At 62.4% G+C, this 19,540-nt stretch carries 17 protein-coding genes; 9 read left to right on the forward strand and 8 right to left on the reverse strand.

All coding sequences use genetic code 11. The annotated features are described in order from the left end of the window. Positions 1-93: 93 nt before the first annotated feature. The gene (locus ON753_RS22965) at positions 94-984 is read left to right on the forward strand and encodes a YihY/virulence factor BrkB family protein (RefSeq protein WP_265965892.1); all 891 of its coding nucleotides are present in this window, start codon (positions 94-96) and stop codon (positions 982-984) included. Between the two features lie 12 nt (positions 985-996). On the opposite strand, the gene ON753_RS22970 is transcribed toward ON753_RS22965, so the two are convergent. After that, positions 997-1,872: a DMT family transporter gene (locus ON753_RS22970; RefSeq protein ID WP_265965896.1), complete on the reverse strand. Its 876-nt coding sequence runs from the start codon at positions 1,870-1,872 to the stop codon at positions 997-999. Between the two features lie 134 nt (positions 1,873-2,006). On the opposite strand from ON753_RS22970, the gene ON753_RS22975 reads away from it, so the two are divergent. Together ON753_RS22975 and ON753_RS22980 are read left to right on the forward strand one after the other, a co-directional pair. Beyond that, complete coding sequence (locus ON753_RS22975) at positions 2,007-4,013, forward strand: methyl-accepting chemotaxis protein (RefSeq protein WP_265965898.1); 2,007 nt, start codon at positions 2,007-2,009, stop codon at positions 4,011-4,013. A 129-nt stretch (positions 4,014-4,142) separates the two neighbouring features. After that, positions 4,143-5,327 (forward strand): NAD(P)/FAD-dependent oxidoreductase, encoded by a 1,185-nt coding sequence (locus tag ON753_RS22980; RefSeq protein ID WP_265965901.1) that lies wholly within the window; start codon positions 4,143-4,145, stop codon positions 5,325-5,327. Between the two features lie 81 nt (positions 5,328-5,408). Here the strand turns inward: ON753_RS22980 and ON753_RS22985 are convergent, their stop codons facing one another. The 6 genes from ON753_RS22985 to secA form a co-directional block, all read right to left on the reverse strand. Next, entirely contained in the window at positions 5,409-6,206 is a 798-nt protein-coding gene (locus tag ON753_RS22985; protein WP_265965904.1) for an alpha/beta fold hydrolase, read from the reverse strand. 76 nt (positions 6,207-6,282) lie between these two features. Continuing rightward, entirely contained in the window at positions 6,283-7,473 is a 1,191-nt protein-coding gene (locus ON753_RS22990) for an adenylate/guanylate cyclase domain-containing protein (RefSeq protein WP_265965906.1), read from the reverse strand. Positions 7,474-7,673: 200 nt separating this feature from the next. Then, entirely contained in the window at positions 7,674-9,176 is a 1,503-nt protein-coding gene (locus ON753_RS22995) for a glycosyltransferase family 39 protein (protein ID WP_265965909.1), read from the reverse strand. 19 nt (positions 9,177-9,195) lie between these two features. Continuing rightward, positions 9,196-9,630, reverse strand: a complete 435-nt coding sequence (locus ON753_RS23000) for a GtrA family protein (protein WP_265965911.1) — start codon at positions 9,628-9,630, stop codon at positions 9,196-9,198. Further along, complete coding sequence (locus ON753_RS23005; protein WP_265965913.1) at positions 9,620-10,666, reverse strand: glycosyltransferase family 2 protein; 1,047 nt, start codon at positions 10,664-10,666, stop codon at positions 9,620-9,622. The genes ON753_RS23000 and ON753_RS23005 overlap by 11 nt, the downstream gene beginning before the upstream one ends. A gap of 102 nt (positions 10,667-10,768) precedes the next feature. Next, positions 10,769-13,537, reverse strand: coding sequence for a preprotein translocase subunit SecA (secA, locus tag ON753_RS23010; protein ID WP_265965915.1), 2,769 nt, complete (start codon positions 13,535-13,537; stop codon positions 10,769-10,771). A 267-nt stretch (positions 13,538-13,804) separates the two neighbouring features. On the opposite strand from secA, the gene ON753_RS23015 reads away from it, so the two are divergent. The 4 genes from ON753_RS23015 to ON753_RS23030 all read left to right on the forward strand — a co-directional run bounded on the left by ON753_RS23015 (position 13,805) and on the right by ON753_RS23030 (position 17,246). Next, positions 13,805-14,707, forward strand: coding sequence for a peptidylprolyl isomerase (locus ON753_RS23015; protein ID WP_265965918.1), 903 nt, complete (start codon positions 13,805-13,807; stop codon positions 14,705-14,707). Positions 14,708-14,927: 220 nt separating this feature from the next. Continuing rightward, complete coding sequence (argJ, locus tag ON753_RS23020; protein ID WP_265965919.1) at positions 14,928-16,169, forward strand: bifunctional glutamate N-acetyltransferase/amino-acid acetyltransferase ArgJ; 1,242 nt, start codon at positions 14,928-14,930, stop codon at positions 16,167-16,169. Positions 16,170-16,519: 350 nt separating this feature from the next. Beyond that, positions 16,520-16,921 carry an 8-oxo-dGTP diphosphatase MutT gene (mutT, locus tag ON753_RS23025; protein ID WP_265965921.1) on the forward strand — a complete coding sequence of 134 codons (402 nt, stop codon included), beginning with the start codon at positions 16,520-16,522 and terminating at the stop codon, positions 16,919-16,921. A gap of 109 nt (positions 16,922-17,030) precedes the next feature. Continuing rightward, positions 17,031-17,246: a Flp family type IVb pilin gene (locus ON753_RS23030; protein ID WP_265965922.1), complete on the forward strand. Its 216-nt coding sequence runs from the start codon at positions 17,031-17,033 to the stop codon at positions 17,244-17,246. A gap of 68 nt (positions 17,247-17,314) precedes the next feature. Here the strand turns inward: ON753_RS23030 and ON753_RS23035 are convergent, their stop codons facing one another. Next, positions 17,315-18,229, reverse strand: a complete 915-nt coding sequence (locus tag ON753_RS23035) for a methyltransferase domain-containing protein (protein ID WP_265965924.1) — start codon at positions 18,227-18,229, stop codon at positions 17,315-17,317. Between the two features lie 127 nt (positions 18,230-18,356). Here ON753_RS23035 and ON753_RS23040 point away from each other — a divergent pair, with 127 nt between their 5' ends. Together ON753_RS23040 and grxC are read left to right on the forward strand one after the other, a co-directional pair. Further along, positions 18,357-19,142 (forward strand): ComF family protein, encoded by a 786-nt coding sequence (locus ON753_RS23040; protein ID WP_265965927.1) that lies wholly within the window; start codon positions 18,357-18,359, stop codon positions 19,140-19,142. Positions 19,143-19,248: 106 nt separating this feature from the next. Beyond that, positions 19,249-19,506, forward strand: coding sequence for a glutaredoxin 3 (grxC, locus tag ON753_RS23045; RefSeq protein ID WP_265965930.1), 258 nt, complete (start codon positions 19,249-19,251; stop codon positions 19,504-19,506). Positions 19,507-19,540 lie beyond the last annotated feature (34 nt).

Consider the following 19,540-nt stretch of genomic DNA (forward strand, 5'->3'; position numbering starts at 1 on the left):
GCATTTGTCGAGCCGGAATTTCTTCACCTTTTGGAGGGGGCGGTTTTTCCGCGCGGACTTGACGGGGCGCGCCTACAAGGGCACATCGAACCCATGAGCGCCCGGCAGTCAATTCTCGTCATTTATGCGATTCTGAAAGATGCCCTCGGTCACTTCAACCGGGATGACGGATACGCGATGGCCAGCCACGTCGCCCTTTCAGGGCTCCTGGCCATTTTCCCGCTGCTGATCTTCATCGCCTCTCTCGGGGCGTTTTTCGGGATGACGGAGGCGGCGGACACCGTTTCGGAGCTGATTTTCCAGTCCTGGCCGTCAAGCGTTGCGGCGCCTGTTGCCCGTGAGGTGCAGAAGGTCCTGACGGTGCCGCGCGGGGATGTGCTGACATTCGGTGCCGTCGCGGCGCTCTGGTTTTCGTCAAACGGCGTGGAAGCCCTGCGCACAGCGCTGAACCGGGCCTACCGGCAACAGGACAAGCGCTCGGTCATTCTTTTGCGCCTGCAGTCCATCGGGCTGGTGCTGCTGGGAGCGTTCATCCTGCTGGCCTATACGTTTCTTGTGGTGCTGGCGCCTCTTGCCCTGGAGGCCGTCGCGGCCCGCGCGCCGCGTGTCGAGGAGTTCCTGCTCTCGATCAATGTCGCGCGCTATACGCTCGCGGGCTCGCTGCTGGTTATCGGCCTGTTCATCACCCACTGGCTGCTGCCGGCCGGCCGGCGGTCCTTCAAGGACCTGTGGCCCGGCGTCCTGGCAACCCTTTGCATGTGGATCATCGCGGGCAGTCTTTTCGGAGCGTATCTGGCGAGTTTCGCCAATTACGTCTCCACCTACGGCGGGCTCGCGGGCATCATGACCGCGATGATCTTTCTTTATATCTGCGCACTGGTCTTCATTCTCGGCGGCGAGTTGAACGCTGCGATTTCACGCCAGAGGAAGTTCCGGAGGCGGCAGAAAAAGCAGCTTGCCCTGTTCAACACCCTCGAGGATTGAGCTCCGGAGGCATCACGGCTTTTTCGTCGATCTCCGGATGGTCAGAACCGCGCCGATGACCAGCGCCATGCCGGCGAGCTGAATCGGCGACAGCGTTTCCCCGAAGAGGAAATAGCTTTCGACCGCGGTTGCGACCGGCACCAGATAGAAGAGGCTGGCGACCTGGGAAACCGCGCCTTCGCGGATAAGCAGCATCAGCAGCAGGATTGCGCCCACCGACAGGACAAAAACGAGCCAGGCCATGGCGAAGATGAGCTCGCCGGACCAGGTGATCTGCCAGCTTTCCGCAAGGCTGAGCGGAGCGGTGACAAGCAGCGCGCCGACGTATTGCCAGACCGTCGCGGCCAGCAGGTCGGTCTTCTGGGCAAAGCGCTTCTGGTAAACCGTGCCGAGACTGATGGTGAGCACCGCAGCCAGGACCGCGGCGACGGTCACCGGAGTGATTCCGCCGACGTCGAGATCGAATTTCGGGCCGAGCACCAGGGCAAGGCCCGTTGCGCCGACCGCCATGCTGAGCCAGTGCTTCGGCGAAACGGATTCCTTCAGCAGCAGGACGGCCATCAGGGCGGTCAGGACCGGCTGCAGTCCGACGATGATGGAGGAAAGGCCCGCGGGCATGCCCTGTTTGATCGCCCAGAACACACCGCCGAGATAGAGGCCGTGGACCAGCATGCCGGCCACGATGCAATGGATGATGGCGGCCGGCGTCCGCGGCCAGGACCTTGCAAGCGGTACCGCCAGCAACAGCAGCACCGGCACGACCAGCGCAAAACGCACCGTCAGGAACGTCATCGGCTCGATATAGGGTGCGCCGAGTTTCGAACCGATGAACCCGGTGGACCACAACAGAACGAAAATCACCGGCGCGGCTTTGGCAAGAAAATTCAAGACGGCCTCAATGGAGAGCGGGCTGCCGGCGAACGCGGCAGCCTTAGGTGGGAGAGTGGTGCATGCGTTAACCGTAAATTGGCATTTCTAGCCAATTCTACAGCGCAATCTCGCGTCTAAAGGGACATACGCTGGTGGCCATCGGATCTCAATCACCTTTTCAGATCTTGTCCAGACTGTCGGTCAAGATCAGGATACTCGCGCTCAGCCTTTTCACGATTGTGGGACTGCTCGCGATCGGGGCTGCCTTCTTCTGGAGCCAGAACGAACTGAACACCGCTTTTGCGCGCATGAGCGACAGTGCGACCCTCGCCGAACAGGTTGCGGGGCTATCGCAGACGGGCGGCGACCTCAGGGCAATCGAGAAGCGGTATCTTTCCACACCGTCATCCGGGGATTTCCAGGCCTTCGATGCGAAACTGGCCGAGTCGGGGCAGATGCTGGCCAGGATTGCGGACAACCCGGCCGCTTCTGCCTATACGGCCGAGCTTGCGGACCTGAAGGACACGCTGGAAGGGACCAAGGGTGCGTTCGAAATGCTCGACGCCGTCCAGCAGAAAATTGGCTATGACAGCACGATGGGCTATCTGGCCGTCCTGAACGAGACCGCCGGCGCCGTGAAGAACCGTTTGCAGGAAGAAATGAAATTCGGCGGCGGGCCGGACTTTGAAAAGCTTGCCCGCGCCATCCTTGCGGTCCAGCTTGCCGAAAAGGAATTCACGCTGAACAACACGCCGGCTTCCCTGGACGTTTTCGAGGCTGAATTCAGTGCCTTCGAAAAGCTCCTGAAGAAGGTCTACATCTCCGACGCCATCAAAAAAGAACTGACGGACAACATGGCCGTCTACAACGCCACCTTCGATCAGTACGCGGAAGCGGCGTTGCAGAAGACGGAATATGTCGAACTGCTGGAGAACCTGTTCGATCTCGTGCCGCCGCATATCGCGTCTCTCAATGCCGCGGCCGGTGGGATCCAGAGCGAAGCGGCCGGGCAGCTGGAAAATGCGCGCTCGATCGCCGCTTTCACGATCGGGGGTACGATCCTCGGGCTTCTGTTCCTGCTTCCGGCCATTGCGCTGCTCATCGGCCAGTCCATTTCCCGTCCGCTGACCCGCCTGCAGGCGGCCATGGAAGCTCTGGCCGGCGGTCAGACCGACCTCGACCTTCCCGAGGTCGCCGGCAATTCCGAACTCGCCTCGATGAGCCGGACGGTTCAGGTGTTCCGCGACAATGCGGTCGAGCGGCTTGAGCTCGCCGAAGCGCAGGATCTGGAAAGCCGCAAGCGTGAGGAGCGGGTTTCTCGGCTCAACGGCCTGATCGAGCGGTTCGAAGGCACCGTTTCTCAGGCGCTCGACAGCCTCGACAGGGCAAATGACGAGCTGCGGCAGACGTCGAAATCCATGGAACAGTCGGCAGATGATGTCGCCGACGAGTCAGAGGAAGCGGCCGGCGCGGTCCGCACGGCGGCGGAAAACGTGACCTCGGCGGCCCATTCGGCCGAAGAGCTCGCCCAGTCCATCGCCGAGATTTCCGGGCAGGCCAACAAGTCGACGGAAGTTGCCCAGCAGGCCGTTCGCAGCGCATCCTCGACGGTTGCGACCATGGAGGAACTCTCCGGTGCCGCCGACCGTATCGGCGAGGTGATGGGCCTCATCCGCGACATCGCCAACCAGACGAACCTGCTCGCCCTGAACGCCACCATCGAAGCCGCCCGTGCGGGCGAAGCCGGCAAGGGGTTTGCCGTGGTTGCCGCGGAGGTGAAACAGCTTGCCGACCAGACGTCCCGGGCGACCGAGGACATCGCGACGCAGATCGAGGCGATCCAGGGTTCGTCCGGCCAGGCGGTGCGGGCGATCGAGGACGTCAACCGGATCATCTCCGACATGGAAGGCCTTGCCTCGGCCGTGGCCGCCGCCGTCCAGCAGCAGGACATGGCCGTCCAGGCGATCTCCCAGAACGTCTCCAGCGCCTCGGCCCGTTCCGAAGAAGGGGTCGGACGCATGGCGGCCGTTGGTTCGGCCGCCGAACTGGCGCGCTCGAACGGTGCGGAAGTGGAGCACCTTGCTGAATCCCTTGGCCAGCAGGGTGACCTGATCCGCCAGGAAATTGCGCAATTCCTTCAGGACGTTCGCAGCGCATAATCGATCCCGGTTTCGATTGCCGCGAGGGTCCCTCGCGGCAATTCGCCCTTCTGGCGATTCGCCAATCTTCATGCTACGGCTGCTGTCACAAGACAGGCTCAACAGCGCAGGCTTGAAGAGGCGAATGGCATGCAAGAAGAAATCGTCATCATCGGTGCGGGGCAGGCCGGTGCGCAGATGGCGCAGTCCCTGCGGCAAGGCGGGTTTGAAGGGCCGTTGCGCCTGATCGGTGACGAACCGCATCCGCCTTATCAAAGACCGCCCCTGTCGAAAAAGTTTCTCGCCGGTGACATTGGCGCGGAAGGGCTCTGGCTGCGCCCGCCGGCGTTTTTCTCCACGAACAATATCGACCTCATCCCCAATACAAGGGTCGTCGCGATCGACCGGGCCGCCAAGCGCCTGAACCTGGAGAACGGCAGCACGCTTTCCTACGGCAAGCTGGTTCTGGCAACCGGCACCTATGCGCGCAGGCTGCCGCTTGCCGGGGCGGACAAACAGGGCGTCGTCACGCTCCGCTCCATAGCCGATGTCGACGCGATCCGCGAAAGCCTGAAGGCGTGCAACCGGCTCGCGATCATCGGCGCCGGCTATATCGGTCTGGAGGTGGCGGCCGTCGCCCGGGCGCTCGGCAAGGAAGTGTCGGTGATCGAAGCTCAGGATCGTGTGATGAAGCGCGTCGTCAGTGAGACCGTGTCGTCCTTTTTCGCAACGCTGCACCTGTCCCACGGCATCGATCTGCGTCTCAACACCGGCATCGAGTGCCTCCAGGGCGAGAGCGCCGTCAGCGGTGTGAAGCTGACGACGGGCGAAGTTATTCCGGCGGAACTGGTCCTGATCGCCGTCGGCGCGGAACCGAACGACCAGCTTGCCGCCGAAGCGGGCCTTGACGTCGACAACGGGGTCCTGGTGGACGGCTGCGGCCAGACAAGCGATCCGGATATCTACGCCGTCGGCGACTGCACGCGCTTTTATTCCAACCGCTACAAGCGCTCCGTGCGCATGGAGAGCGTGCAGAACGCGATCGACCAGGCCAAGATCGCGGCGCAGTCGCTGCTCGGCGAGGATGTCGACTATGATCCGCTGCCCTGGTTCTGGTCGGACCAGTACGACATCAAACTGCAGATTGCAGGGCTTTCGGAAGGCTATGACACGACGGTCGTGACCGGATCGCCGGAGAGCCACAAGTTCTATGTCGCCTATCTGAAGGAAAACCAGCTGATCGCTGTCGACAGCATCAACGCGGCGCGCTCGCACATGATGGCACGCCGTGTGATCGGCGAGACCTGGCGGGACGGACTCCTGCCGGAGGCATAGGTCAGCCTGGATCGGGTTCAATTCCAGAGCGTTTCAACGGCACCGAGCGGGGGCAACGAGCGGGCGAACGCCGGCGCGCGGCTAACGCTCCCCGGCGTTCTGCAGGATCAGCCGCGTCACTTCCTTCGGGATCTCAAGATGTGCCATGTGGCCGACCCGCTCGAAGATATGCGTGGCCACGGTGCCCGGCAGCTTGTGGGCCTGGCGTGTCGGCAGGACCCGGTCCTGGGTTCCCCAGATCACCTTGATCGGCATTGGAAGCGCGGCCAGTTCGTCCCTCGGCAGGGTTTTCTGTACGGCGCCGTCGATGATTTCGTCCGCGATGGTCTCCAGCGTCGCGACCGCCCCGGGCCGGGCGCGGCTTTCAGCGGCGGTCCTGGCGAGGAATTTCGGCAGCTTGAATTCCCAGCCGAAGAACTGTTCAAGCAGCACTTCCATTTCCGCCGCATCGGTTGCCGCCGCATAGCGGCGCAGGAGCCGGTGGTTGATTTCGGGCCCGAAGCCTCCCGGCGCCAGGAGTGTGAGGCTCGCAGCAATCTCGGGTGTCCTCAGCGCCACCAGCGCGGCCACCGCGCCGCCCATGGAGTGGCCGACCAGGTGGACCCTGGTGAGGCCCAGGGCGTCCAGCGATTGCGACACCGCCTTCGCCGCCACACCGGCATTGCCGATTCTGGGCCAGTTCACCGCCTCGCCATGGCCGGGCAGGTCGAAGGCGATCGACCTCTTGGTCGGGGCCAGCCCCGTCTGGACGATCTGCCAGGTCAGACGGTCGCCTCCAAAACCGTGCAGCAGGACAACGGGAGATCCCGTGTCGGGTCCGGTTGCTTCCTGTTCCCGGTAGGGCAAATGAGCGGCGGCGGCGGGTCGAAGGTCGGTCATGTCGGTCCAGGTTCTGGCGTGGGCGGGGTTGGCTGGCAGGGGCCGCACGGCTGCGGCCGGCGATGGTTGTGAAGGACTATTCCAGAGCGAAAAGCGGTTGGTGTTCGGCAAAACCGTCGAGCGAAAAGGCGCCCACCGGACGCGATCTCGCGCCGGCGAACCTGGCGATATCGTCCGTCATCAGGACATCCACGCCGACGGATTTCGTCAGGCTCTCGATGCGCGCGGCCGCGTGCACGGTCTGGCCGATCACGGAAAACGTCATCCGGTTCGGAACGCCGATATTGCCGAACATGACGGACCCGACGGACAGCGCGATGCCCGCCTTCAGGGGCTGCGGGAGCCCGGGATCGGCATTGATGGCCGTGAGGCGCTTGCGGGTTTCATCCGCGGCTGCAATTGCCTGCGCCACGGATGTCTCAAGGCTCTGCCCGCCGGTCGGAAACACGCCCAGCACGGCGTCGCCGATGAAGTCGAGGACTTCGCCGCCGTTTCCCAGTATGGCGCCCGCCGTCGCCTCGAAATAAGTGTTCAGCCAGGACAGATAGGCATCCGGCCCCAGCTTCTCGGCAATCGCGGTCGAGTTGCGCATGTCGCTGAAATACACCACGGCATCGATGTTTTCGCCGTCGCCATGACGGATCTGTCCGTGCAGCACCTTGTTGCCGGCGATCTTGCCCAGATAGGTCTCGGCGATCGTCCTGCTGATCTGGGCTTCCAGGGTCGCGCGGGCGGCCAGGGCCAGGCGCCTTTGAATATACCGGATTGCCGTCAGGGCCTCGTCGGAAAAGCCGTTTTCCTCCTTCGTCGCCCAGCTCACCACGATGCCGGACGTCGAGATTTCGTCGCGTATGGTCGGTATGTCGAATTCCGTCATGATCACGACATAGTCGCTGTAGCCGGCGGCGGAGAGACTTTCGAGCAGCGGAAATTCGGACGGGGCGTTGGCGTTGGTGAGCCGCCGCCGCATTACCGGTTCGCGGTTCACAAGGACCGAACGGATCGGGCTCTTGAGCCAGTCCTCGGTGTCCTCCTGTGCGTGGGCGATCTGTTGGTGCTGAAGCGCATTGCCGTTTTCCCAGATTGCCGCTTCCGCGTCGATCAGCGGATGGAGCACCGACCACCCGATCATCGCGCGGTCCACGGGCACATGGCAGCGGCGCAGCCGCTCGCACATCTCGGCGAACATGGTTGCCATGTCCGGCGAGCCGAGCGCCTGGTCGATCAGCCAGTCTTCAATCCCGTCGATTTCAGCCATATCGATCATGGCGCAAAGTTAGTTGTCTTTTGCCGTTGTTTCCAGCGGTTTACGGTCTTGTCGCTCATCAAATGACCCGGCTTCAACGGGTGGTGCAAAAAGGTGAAGGTTGAGTGGCGCAAAACCTCAGATTTTGCGATCCAGGCTCGCGTCGTGTTCGGCCGGGTGGCCGCATTGAAAGAGCATTTGCACACCGCGTGCGGCGGTGATCATTCCGGCTCGGTTGCAACATCGCCCGGCGGAATGATCAGCCAGTTGATGGTGACGTCGGGGATCTCGCCGGGGGTCTGATAGGCGAAGACCTTGTGGCCGTCGCGAACGGCACCGGGGTAAAGCCTCAGGAATTCGCTGGGCGGTTGCTGCCGGTCGCCGCGCCAGACGACCATCAGTCCCCTGGCCTGGACATCGGCCACGTCGATCCAGGGGCTCACGTCGCGATCATGAAGATAGAACATGGACGGCCGGCCAGGTGCATAAAGCGTGATGTGCGCCGCGGACCACATGTCACCGGCGACATAGGCCAGGTCCGAGCCCGTTTCGGATTTCCAGATGGCCGCAAGCTCGGCGGCAACGGCTTTGCCGGGATAATGCATCCGCGTCTGCTTCTGCTTCCAGTAGGGCTCCAGAACCGCCTGTCCGAAAATCACACCGAGAAAGATCGCCTGGATGGCGATGGCCGCCGCCAGGGCGCGCCGGGGGAAGGGCAACGAACCGGGAAGCGCCAGAAACCGCACCGCGGCGATGCCGGAGAGCACGAACATCGGCGTGCCCCACATGTGTTCGAATTCGTTGCCGGAAACCGCCGAGCTCACCAGGACGACGACCAGGGGCACGAAGGCGAACCAGAGCAGGAAGCGGTCGCCATGGGCAGCAAGCGACTGAACGGATTGCCGGCGCGTCGTCCTGAAGGTCTTCACGCCCGTCCAGCCGAGGCCGGCAAGCACCACCAGGAACGGGCCCGCATGGTTGCCGATCTGCGCGGCCAGGAAACTCAGCGGATTGAGGATGTGATCGAGGAATGATTCGGGCGGGTTGCTGCGGCTGGCGGCGTAGCGGAATGTCAGCAAATCCGTATCGAGCAGCCACAGGATATGCGGTACGAGCAGCGCGGCACAGACGAGCGCCGCGAGCCAGGGTCCGGCGGAAGCGAGGTGCCTGCGGGCATCGCCAAAGACCAGCGTGTAGAGGCCGATGGCGCCGATCAGGAGTAGCACGAAATATTTCGTGTAAAGGCCGAAGGCGGCAAGGGCGCCGAGCGCGACCCAGTCCAGCCAGTGTCCCTTTTCGAGCGCCCGGTGAAACAGCAGGATCATGCCGGCCCAGACCGGGATCTGAAGAATGTTCGGGTTGAACTCCGGCAAGGGCAGGGTGAAGTAGAAGGTCACGCTGGTCAGGGCGATGGCCCAGAAGGCCTGCCAGCCGGACAGGCCAAGCCGTTTGCTCAACGTCCAGATCATCAGGTAGCCAAGGGCAGCGCACAGGGCGCTCAACCAGTAACCGCCGAAATAGTGTCCGCCCGTCAGATGATAGCTGAGCTCCAGCAGCCAGGCCTGCATGGGCGGATGTTTCGTGTAACCGAGCTGAAGTTCGCGCCCCCAGGCAAAGCCTTCCACGACGTCCAGTGGCGGATTGGGAAAAGTGAGGGTGGGGATCAGTGCGAACAGGAGGCAGACGAGGCCGCCATACCAGAGCGCAGCGCGGGAAGCGGTCATATGCGGGAGCCCGTTTCGATCATTGCGGTTCGGCGGGAGCATGGGAAAAGGCCCAGAGCCTCGCCCCCAGAAAGCTGAGGGCGGGAACGATGGCGATTGAAAACAGCAGTCCGATGAGGTCGGGCCAGGGTGTCAGTCCGAGCCAGAGGGCGAGAACCGTCGAATTGAGCAGGAAGCCCGACACGGCGATCACCAGGAAGCGGGTCATGCTCTTCAGCACAGCTCCCTTCCGGCGCAGATGGGCGAAACTCCAGAAATAATGGCCGCTGAAGGAAACGCCAAAGGCAGCCAGGAAGCCGCAGAGATTGGCGGGAAAGGCGGACAGCGTTCCCGTCTCCAGAAGCGTGGCGGCCACACCGGCGTGGGTCAGCGTTGCCAGAACGCCGATGATCGCGAACTTCCCGACGGCGGCGGTTTCCGTCTTCAGTTTGCGGCGCCCGGCGTCACTGGCCATCGGCGCCGGCGCTCCCGTTGCCGTCCCTGTTGCCGCGGTCATCGGACGGGGTCCCTTCGATGACGTCCTGCACGATGTAGACCGGCCGCTGTTTCGCTTCGTTGAACAGTCGGGCGATGTATTCGCCGATCATGCCGATCGACAGCAACTGGACCCCGGAGAAAAACAGCAGCGCAACCATCAGCGACGCATAGCCCGGAACATCGACACCGAACAGCGAGGTTCGGATGATCAGAAAGAGCGCGTAGGCAAAGGCGCTCAGCGAAATGAGCACACCGCCGTAGAACCACACTCTGAGCGGAAGCGTGGTGAACCCGGTCAGGCCGTCGAGTGCGAAGTTCCAGAGTTTCCAGTAGTTGAACTTGCCCGTGCCGGCCTTGCGCGGCGGGCGCTCATAGGGCAGGGCGACGGCCGGAAAACCGACCCAGGCAAACAGGCCCTTCATGAACCGGTTGCGCTCCGGCAGCTTCAGAAGGGCGTCGATGACGGCCCGGTCGATAAGGCGGAAATCGCCGGCGTTGGCGGGCATGTCGATATTGGCGAGCCGGTTGAACAGGCGGTAGAACATGCCCGCGGTGGAGCGTTTCATCATCGTGTCGGACGAGCGGTCGACCCTCAGACCGTAGACGACGTCATAGCCGGCACGCCAGCTGTCCAGCATTCGAAGGATCAGTTCCGGCGGGTCCTGAAGGTCGGCATCGATGATGACCGCAACGTCACCCCGGGCTGCCTCCAGACCGGCGGAAAGGGCCGCTTCCTTGCCGAAATTCCGGGACAGTCCCACCATCCGGCCGGGCAGACCGCCCGCAAGGCTTTCCGCCAGGATGTCCGCCGTCGCATCGCGGCTGCCATCGTCGATGAACACGTATTCGTATTTCAATCCGGTCCGGTCCAGCACCGGACGGGTCGCTTCCAGAAAGTGGCGGATGACTTCGTCTTCGTTGTAGACGGGAACGATGACGCTGAGGACGGGTGCTGCCGGGCGTGCGCCCTCCCGTCTGGAAACGTAGATTTTCGAGGCGGCGTTTTCGTTCATTTTGCTCTGGCCGGTCTTGTTGGCGCAACCTGCCGTAAAAACAGGAAAAAGGCCAGCCCAAGCAATGGACCGGCCTCTTGTTTTTCGGTGCTTGTGTGCAGCTCAGGCAAACGCGCCGTGACAATGCTTGAATTTCTTGCCGGAGCCGCAGGGGCAGGTCTCGTTGCGGCCGACCTTGCCCCAGGTGGAGGGGTCGTTCGGGTCGCGAGAGGCTGGCGGAACGACCTGCTGGTCCGCCATGGCCATCTCATCTTCTCCGGTCTGCGGATTGATGTGATGGGCGTGCATCTCCGGCTCCGCCGGCATTTCCGGCGGCTGCTGGCTGACGAGTTCCACGCGCAGCAACTGGGCGGTGGTCATCTGGCGCAACTGGGCCAGCATGGCCTCGAACAGCGTGAAGGCCTCGGTCTTGTATTCCTGCAGCGGGTCACGCTGCGCATAACCGCGGAAGCCGACGACCGAGCGCAGGTGGTCCAGGTTGGCAAGATGCTCTCGCCACAAATTGTCGAGGGTCTGCAGCAGAATGGCCTTTTCCACCTTGCGCATGATGTCCGGGGAATACTTGGCGACCTTCTGCGCCATGGCTTCGTCGGCCGCCTTGCGCAGGCGCTGCTTCACCTCTTCGTCGGCAATGCCTTCCTCGGCCGCCCAGTCCTTGATCGGCAGGTCGAGGTTCAGATACTTGCGGACCTCTTCCTCCAGGCCTTCCGTATCCCATTGTTCGGGATAGGCGCGCTCGGGAATGTGGTTGGCGACCAGGTCGTCGATCACGTCATGGCGCATGTCGGCCACGGCTTCCTGGATCGCGTCGCTGTCCATGAGTTCGATACGCTGCTCGAAGACCACCTTGCGCTGGTCGTTCATCACGTTGTCGAACTTCAGGAGGTTCTTGCGGATGTCGAAGTTGCGCGCCTCGACCTTCTGCTGCGCCTTTTCCAGAGCCTTGTTGATCCAGGGGTGGATGATGGCTTCGCCTTCTTCCAGGCCCAGCTTCTGGAGCATGGAATCCATGCGGTCGGAGCCGAAGATGCGCATCAGGTCGTCCTGCAGCGACAGGAAGAACTTGGACCGGCCCGGGTCGCCCTGGCGGCCGGAACGGCCGCGGAGCTGGTTGTCGATGCGGCGGCTTTCGTGGCGCTCGGTGGCGACCACGTAGAGGCCGCCGGCGGCCAGGGCCTTTTTCTTGAGTTCTTCCACCTCGGCGCGGATCTGCGCCTCGCGCGCGGAGCGTTCTTCGCCTTCCGGCATGTCGCCCAGTTCCATGGCGATCTGCATGTCGGCGTTGCCGCCGAGCTGAATGTCGGTGCCGCGGCCGGCCATGTTGGTGGCGATCGTCACCGCGCCCGGGAGACCGGCCTGCGCGACGATGAAGGCTTCCTGCTCGTGATAGCGCGCGTTCAGAACCGCGAAGACCTTGGCCTTGCCGGCTTCCTTCTTCTGCGCGGCGGCAAAGGCGGCGGGGTCGCTCAGGTCGATCTGCTTGTAGCCGTGCTTTTTCAGGAGCTCGGCCAGGAGTTCCGACTTCTCGATGGACGTGGTGCCGACCAGCACCGGCTGGCCGCGTTCCTTGCAATCGTCGATCAGCTGGACGATGGCGTTGAATTTTTCCTGGAACGTCCGGTAGACCTCGTCGTCCTCGTCGGTCCGCTTCACCGGAAGGTTGGTCGGGACTTCGACGACTTCGAGCCTGTAGATGTCCGCGAACTCGTCCGCTTCGGTCTGGGCCGTACCGGTCATACCGGCCAGCTTTTCGTACATGCGGAAATAGTTCTGGAAGGTGATGGAAGCGAGTGTCTGGTTTTCCGGCTGGATCCGGACCTTCTCGCGTGCCTCCAGCGCCTGGTGCAGGCCTTCGGAGAACCGGCGTCCCGGCATCATGCGGCCGGTGAATTCGTCGATGATGATCACTTCGTCGTTGCGGACGATGTAATCCTTGTCGCGCTGAAACAGCTTGTGAGCTTTCAGCGCCTGCTGCAGGTGGTGCACCACGGCGACGTTTTCCACGTCGTAGAGCGAAGAGCCCTTCAGCAGGCCCGCTTCGCCCAGCAGGCGTTCAAGCTTTTCGTTGCCCGCTTCGGTGAAGGACGCGGAGCGCGCCTTTTCGTCCAGCTCGAAATCCTCGGACGTCAGATGCGGGATAAACGCATCGATGGTGTTGTAGAAATCGGACCGGTCTTCCAGCGGACCGGAAATGATCAGCGGTGTCCGCGCTTCGTCGATCAGGATCGAATCGACTTCGTCGACGATGGCATAATGATGCCCGCGCTGAACCATCGACTGGCGGTCGTGCTTCATGTTGTCGCGCAGATAGTCGAAGCCGAACTCGTTGTTGGTGCCGTAGGTCACGTCGGCCGCATAGGCGGCGCGGCGTTCTTCGTCCGACAGGCCGTGGACGATGCAGCCGACGCTGAGGCCCAGGAACTTGTAAACCTGGCCCATCCATTCGCTGTCGCGCTGGGCGAGATAGTCGTTCACGGTGACCACATGGACGCCCTTGCCGGCAAGGGCGTTCAGGTAGACCGGTGCGGTTGCGACAAGGGTCTTGCCCTCACCGGTGCGCATTTCGGAGATCTGTCCGGAATCCAGCACCATGCCGCCGATCAGCTGCACGTCGTAGTGCCGCTGGCCGAGCGCGCGGAGCGCTGCTTCGCGGACCGTCGCGAACGCCGGGACGAGCAGGTCCTCAAGGCTCGCGCCGTTCTTGAGCTGATTGCGGAATTCTTCGGTGCGCGCCCTCAGGGCGTCGTCCGACAGGGCCTGCGTTTCCTGCTCGAGGGCATTGATCTGTTCGACTTTTGCTCGAAAAGTCTTGATCTTTCGGTCGTTGGCCGAGCCGAAAATCTTACGTGCTAAAGCGCCAAGGCCAGCCATGTGGCGGTCCTTCCCTACGAGGCGGCGTCAACTGGCAATCTGGCGCCCGCCCATGAAATCGTCTCAATTGCTATCCACGTTGCGGCCAAGCGCGATGCGCTGGCCGATGAACGCGGCCGAAAAGATGCCATCCCGGCCCGCGGCAGGGACGCCCGACAGATAAGAGGGGGCTCAATGCTTGTCAACGCTGCCGGAATGCGCAATGTACCCGTGCCCTCCGCGAAGGAGGGAAGAAAGATTACTGTTCCTATACGTAAAGGACTTCTCATGTTGCGAATCTCGATGCGCAGGCCGGCTCAGGCACTCGCCATTTCGTTCCTGGCCTTGTCGCTCGGATCCACTTCCCTGTCCGCCGCAGAGCCGGATGACGTGGTCGCAAAAGTTGGTGAGGCGGAAATCACGGAAGCTGATATTGCCTTTGCAGCGCGTGACCTCGGGCAGGAATTGCAGCGCTTCCCGCCGGCACAATGGCGCCAGCTTCTGCTGGAAGCAATGGTCGATATGGAGCTGCTGGCGCAGGCCGCGCGCGAGGACGGCATCGATCAGGATCCAGCCTTCAAGAACCAGCTCGAGTTCCTGGAGTTGCAGGCGCTGCGCAATGCCTATCTCGCCCAGAAAATCGGTGGAGCAATTTCCGAAGAGGACCTCAAGGCGGCCTATGAAGAGCAATTTGCCGATTTTGAAGGCGAAGAAGAGATCCGCGCCCGCCACATCCTCGTGAAGGAAAAGGCCGAGGCGGAAGAACTCGTCAAGGAACTCGAGGGCGGCGCCGATTTTGCCGAACTTGCAAGGGAAAAGTCTACCGGTCCGTCCGGCCCGAATGGCGGTGATCTCGGCTATTTCAAGCAGGGCCAGATGGTCAAGCCGTTCGAAGAGGCCGTTTTGGCTCTCGAGCCCGGTTCCTATACTACGGAACCGGTGGAAACCCAGTTCGGCTGGCACGTCATCAAGCTGGAAGACAAACGCCGGGCGGAAAAGCCGGCTTTCGAAGAGGTGGAAGGCAACCTGCGTCAGCAGCTGTTCCGCGAGCATTACGAAGCCAGGATGGCGGAGCTCAAGGAGGGCACCGAAATCGAGATCCTCGATGAGAGCCTGGCCAAGCCCGGTGAGGACGCGCAGCCTGCTGAAGAACCTGCCCAGCCTGCTGAAGAAGGGGAAAAGACGGAGTAATTCCGCTTTCCCTACATTTTGACGCCGGTCCCGGAACCCGGCGGCGGCCCGCCGCCGGGTTCCGTGTTCAGGCAACTGGGCCGGGTCGGCGAGAGCGCCGGTGCGCGCGAGGACTGCCACTTGTCAGGTGCTTCGGCCTGGGTCATACACTGCTGATGTTTTCAGCCGCTTTCATGAGTGGCGCAGGGACCTTTCACGCTTTCTGACCGGATCAGCTTCGATGTCGACGACCATTTCCCCGCTCGCCCCCAAATCCTACCCGGACATGCCGGAGATCAAGGGCGTTCAATTCGCGACCGCTTCAGCGGGGATCAAGTACAAGGGCCGCACGGACGTGCTGCTGGCGACGGTGTCCGAAGGCACGTCCGTTGCCGGTGTTTTCACCAGATCGAAATGTTCGTCCGCGCCGGTCGACTGGTGCAAGGCCCGGGTCGGTGGCGGCAAGGCGCGCGCGCTTCTGGTGAACTCCGGCAATGCCAACGCCTTTACCGGAAAGAAGGGTGCCGAAGCTGTCCGGCTTTCCGCCGAAATCGTCTCCAGAGCGCTTGGCTGCGCCGACGGCGAGATCTTCCTCGCTTCGACCGGCGTGATCGGCGAACCGCTTGCCGCCGAGAAATTTTCCGGTGTGATCGATGATCTCAAAGTCGCCCAGGGCAGCGCCGGCTGGCTTGACGCGGCCAAGGCGATCATGACCACGGACACCTATCCCAAGGTGGCGACCGCGAGCGTCGAGCTGGACGGCGAAACGATGACGATCAGCGGCATCGCCAAGGGAGCCGGCATGATCGCTCCGGACATGGCGACCATGCTGTCCTTCATCTTCACCGATGCAGCCGTTTCCCCGGATGTTCTTCAGGCGCTGCTCAGCGGCGAGACCGGCGGAAGCTTCAATGCCATCACGGTCGACAGCGACACCTCGACCTCCGATACGGTGCTCCTGTTCGCAACCGGTGCCGCCGCGGAAAAGGGCATCGAGCCGGTGACCACGCTGGACGATCCCCGCGTGGAAATCCTGCGCGCGGCCCTCGGCGACGTGATGCTCGACCTTTCCCATCAGATCGTTAGAGACGGCGAAGGTGCACGGAAATTCGTCGAGGTCAGCATTGAAGGCGCGGAGTGTGATGCCTCGGCAAAGAGGATCGCCCTTTCAATTGCCAATTCGCCGCTCGTGAAAACGGCGATTGCCGGCGAGGACGCAAACTGGGGGCGTGTGGTCATGGCTGTCGGCAAGGCCGGCGAGCCTGCCGACCGGGACCGGCTGGCGATTTGGTTCGGTGATGTCCGTGTGGCCGTCGACGGCGAGCGGGATCCGGACTACAGCGAAGCGGCGGCATCCGCGGTCATGGAGCAGGAAGACATCACGATACGCGTGGAACTCGGCCTGGGCACGGGCAGTGCGACGGTGTGGACCTGCGACCTCACCAAGGAATATGTCGCCATCAACGGCGACTACCGCAGCTAGAAGCCCGAGCGGTGCCGGTAACTCTAGGGTGCGGACCCATAAATGAGGACGAAATGGCATGAGAAATGGCGAAACCCCGTTAGGAAGGGTGCGCAGAGCGGGCTGTATGCCCGGTCAAGTACGCTGACGAAGCGGGGTGAAGCCATTTTCATGTCCTTCGGATTTGACCGGATTGCGCCTCCTCTACGTCGCGAAAGGCTTGAAAATGAACCACATTTCCTACGCTTCCGCTTCTTGAGGACGCGCAATCCGCTTCAAACCATTTCATCCTCATTTATGGGTCCGCACCCTAAGGCTTCAAGCGTGCTTAACGATCCGTTAGGCAGGTGTTTCAGGACAGGACGTCGACGATGACTAAGATCGTGCTTGTCGCGGCATGCGCGCTTGTTGATGCGGACGGGCGCATTCTTCTGGCACAGCGCCCGGAAGGGAAATCCATGGCGGGATTGTGGGAATTTCCGGGCGGAAAGGTCGAACAGGGCGAGCGACCGGAGGAAACCCTCATCCGGGAATTGCGGGAAGAACTGGCAATCGAGGTTAACGAAGCGTGTCTGGCTCCACTCACTTTTGCCAGTCATACTTACGAGGATTTTCACCTACTTATGCCACTTTTCATCTGCCGCAGATGGAATGGTGTCCCAAGAGGACAGGAAAATCAGGAGTTGAAGTGGGTGCGCGCGGTCCGGCTGAGAGACTATCCGATGCCACCGGCCGACGAGCCCCTCATTCCGCATCTGATGGAGGCGGTATAGAGACCTGTGTTCCTGCGAACGCAGGCCTATCGCCTGAGCGGTTTGGCATCGATCAGCTCCGCTGATCCAATCATTGGGAACGAAACGTTCGTTCCAGGGAGTGTTTGGGGTGAACAGAACGTCGGCGGGCCGAGAAGCCATCAAACACCTGGGCAGGCGGTTTCTTCGCGACGAGGAAGGTGCCACCGTTATCGAGTATGGCCTGATTGCGGGCCTGATCGGGATTGTCCTCCTTGGCCTGATCCTCAGTATTGGCGCTGCGATCCGCGATGACATATTCGGCGCGATCGTCACCGCCCTCCAGAAAGCGCTCGCAGGCGGCTAAAGCCTCTTCAGGCGATCGGCTTCGCGTCGTTCAGAGTTGATCCGGATCGTCCCGACGGTCGGATTGCGTCACTCCCGGATCTTCTGTTCCTTCGCTCCCAAGGCATCGGCCAGCCTGGTCTTGGCCGAGCCAGGGCGCAGCGGTTTCTGCTGGCTTTCATGCGGCGCCCAGCCTGAAAGCGTCACGAGGGCGAAGGTCGCCCTGATCCGTCCGTCCGGGTCGGCATGGTTTTCCGCATAAAGCTCGGCCGCCCGCAGCAGCGCTTTCCTGGTGAGCGGCGCCCGGCTCCGCTCCTTCAGAACGGACGTCGCGCCCATGGCGCGCAGGTCCGTCAGCAGGGCGAACATGCTGTCGTAGCGCACCGTCACCGTATCGAGATCGGTTACGGGAAGCGCAAATCCGGCCCGCTGCAGCAGGCTGCCGAGATCGCGCGTGTCGGCGAAGGGCAGCACGCGGGCCGCGGCTCCGCCCGTGATTTCGAGCTCGGCCCGTGTGAGGCTGTCGCGCAGTTCGCTCAGTGTTCCGGCGCCCGGCAGGGTCGCGAGAAACAACCCGTCCGGAACGAGGGCCCTGCGGATCTGAATCAGCGTGCCCGGCAGGTCATTGACGAATTGCAGGTTGAGCGCGGAGACGATGAGGTCAACCGATTGATCCTTGAGCGGCAGAAGAGCGTCGTCGAAGATGAAATCGGGCGGCGGCTGGCCCGGATCCGCAGCAAACAGATCCGCCCTGAGGATTCTCTCCGCCTTGCCGGACATCAGGATCGCCTGTGAGACCAGGCCGGTGTGACCGCCCAGATCGACCGCCGTCGGGAAGGTTCGGTTGATCATCAACAGCCGGTCCTCCAGATCGTCAGCGACAGCCTTGACAAGGAAGTCCGCGCCGGGCCTTGCCGCTTGCAGGGCGCGCCGGCGGCGGCTCTTGAGCAGGGGACGGTCGAACAGGTCTTGCGGTTCGCTCACGGGGAAATCGGCCTTTGTCATCTCGCTCCTGCGCTCACATATGGTATCGAAGAGGCTAGGTCAAAGAATGTTCTTTTCGCATACGTTATCCGGACGACCGGTGATTTGAGGACGGGCTGCGGTGTTCAGGGCTGCTGAGGAAAAACGATTGCCTGGCTCGGGCAGGAAATGGATCGACGTTCCCCGAGCGGGCGCGCGGCTCGCTCTCGATTTCCTGCTGCCCATGCGGTGCCTCAGTTGCGACCGGAGAGTGGGGACCGAAGACGGCCTGTGCCCGGTGTGCTGGCAGAAGATGCAATTCATCGAAAAGCCCTGGTGCTACCGGCTGGGCATACCCTTCACCTATGATGTAGGGGAAGATGCCTGGAGCCCGCGGGCGATCGCGTCGCCGCCCGTCTTCGACCGGCTGCGGTCGGTTGCCTTTTACGAGGGGCCTGCCCGTGACCTGGTTCTGGCGCTCAAGTTCTCCAGGCGCAGGGAGCTCGCCGGGCCCATGGGCCGGTGGATGAGCCGGGCCGGAAAGGAGTTTCTCGGGGAACAAAGTCTCATTCTGCCGGTTCCCCTTCGTTGGGTACGGCTGTTGTCCCGGCGGTTCAACCAGGCGGCGGACCTTGCAAAGGTCATCGCGGCGGATTGCGGCGGACAATATGAGCCGGACCTTCTGAGGCGCCGGAAACGCACCCGCCAGCAGGTGGGATTGTCGGCGAAGGACCGGCACAGGAACGTCCGGTCCGCCTTCGGGATCGACAAGGAAAGGGAGAGCGAATTGCAGGGGCGTCACGTCATTTTGATAGACGACGTCATGACCACCGGCTCAACGGTCACTGCCTGCAGCAAAACCGTTCTGGCCGCCGGCGCGGCCTCGGTCAACGTCATCACCTTCGCCATTGCGGATCCGTCGCTCCGGTCCGCCGACGAAGCCGTAAAGCCTTGATTGCACGGGCCGTCCCTTGAGTTTCGGTGCCGCGCACGCATATAAGGCCCGGATTTCACTGAGGGTGATGCCGAACCCATCCAACAGCAACAAGGAACCTGAATGAATGACTGATGTAGTCATCTACACGCGACAGTTCTGCGGATTTTGTACAGCGGCCAAGAAGCTGCTCGAGAAGAAGGGCGTGGCCTATACCGAGCGCGACGCGACCTTCGAGCCGTCTCTGCGCAAGGAGATGATGCAGAAGGCCAACGGGCGCTCGACTTTCCCGCAGATCTTCGTGGGCAAGACCCATGTGGGCGGCTGCGACGACCTTCATGCGTTGGAGCGGTCCGGCAAACTGGACGCCCTGCTTACATCCTGATTTACTGGATCCATCACAAACCAACCGGAATGGC

The organism is Roseibium salinum (genome assembly GCF_026240905.1).
GTDB lineage: Bacteria > Pseudomonadota > Alphaproteobacteria > Rhizobiales > Stappiaceae > Roseibium > Roseibium salinum.

What these genes read in the sequence shown, in the direction of transcription:
- ON753_RS22965 (WP_265965892.1), top strand. Translation starts at nt 94, where the DNA reads ATGAGCGCCCGGCAGTCAATTCTCGTCATTTATGCGATTCTGAAAGAT.
- ON753_RS22980 (WP_265965901.1), top strand. Translation starts at nt 4,143, where the DNA reads ATGCAAGAAGAAATCGTCATCATCGGTGCGGGGCAGGCCGGTGCGCAG.
- ON753_RS22985 (WP_265965904.1), bottom strand. Translation starts at nt 6,206, where the DNA reads ATGACCGACCTTCGACCCGCCGCCGCCGCTCATTTGCCCTACCGGGAA.
- ON753_RS22990 (WP_265965906.1), bottom strand. Translation starts at nt 7,473, where the DNA reads ATGATCGATATGGCTGAAATCGACGGGATTGAAGACTGGCTGATCGAC.
- ON753_RS22995 (WP_265965909.1), bottom strand. Translation starts at nt 9,176, where the DNA reads ATGACCGCTTCCCGCGCTGCGCTCTGGTATGGCGGCCTCGTCTGCCTC.
- ON753_RS23000 (WP_265965911.1), bottom strand. Translation starts at nt 9,630, where the DNA reads ATGGCCAGTGACGCCGGGCGCCGCAAACTGAAGACGGAAACCGCCGCC.
- ON753_RS23005 (WP_265965913.1), bottom strand. Translation starts at nt 10,666, where the DNA reads ATGAACGAAAACGCCGCCTCGAAAATCTACGTTTCCAGACGGGAGGGC.
- secA (WP_265965915.1), bottom strand. Translation starts at nt 13,537, where the DNA reads ATGGCTGGCCTTGGCGCTTTAGCACGTAAGATTTTCGGCTCGGCCAAC.
- ON753_RS23015 (WP_265965918.1), top strand. Translation starts at nt 13,805, where the DNA reads ATGTTGCGAATCTCGATGCGCAGGCCGGCTCAGGCACTCGCCATTTCG.
- argJ (WP_265965919.1), top strand. Translation starts at nt 14,928, where the DNA reads ATGTCGACGACCATTTCCCCGCTCGCCCCCAAATCCTACCCGGACATG.
- mutT (WP_265965921.1), top strand. Translation starts at nt 16,520, where the DNA reads ATGACTAAGATCGTGCTTGTCGCGGCATGCGCGCTTGTTGATGCGGAC.
- ON753_RS23035 (WP_265965924.1), bottom strand. Translation starts at nt 18,229, where the DNA reads ATGACAAAGGCCGATTTCCCCGTGAGCGAACCGCAAGACCTGTTCGAC.
- grxC (WP_265965930.1), top strand. Translation starts at nt 19,249, where the DNA reads ATGACTGATGTAGTCATCTACACGCGACAGTTCTGCGGATTTTGTACA.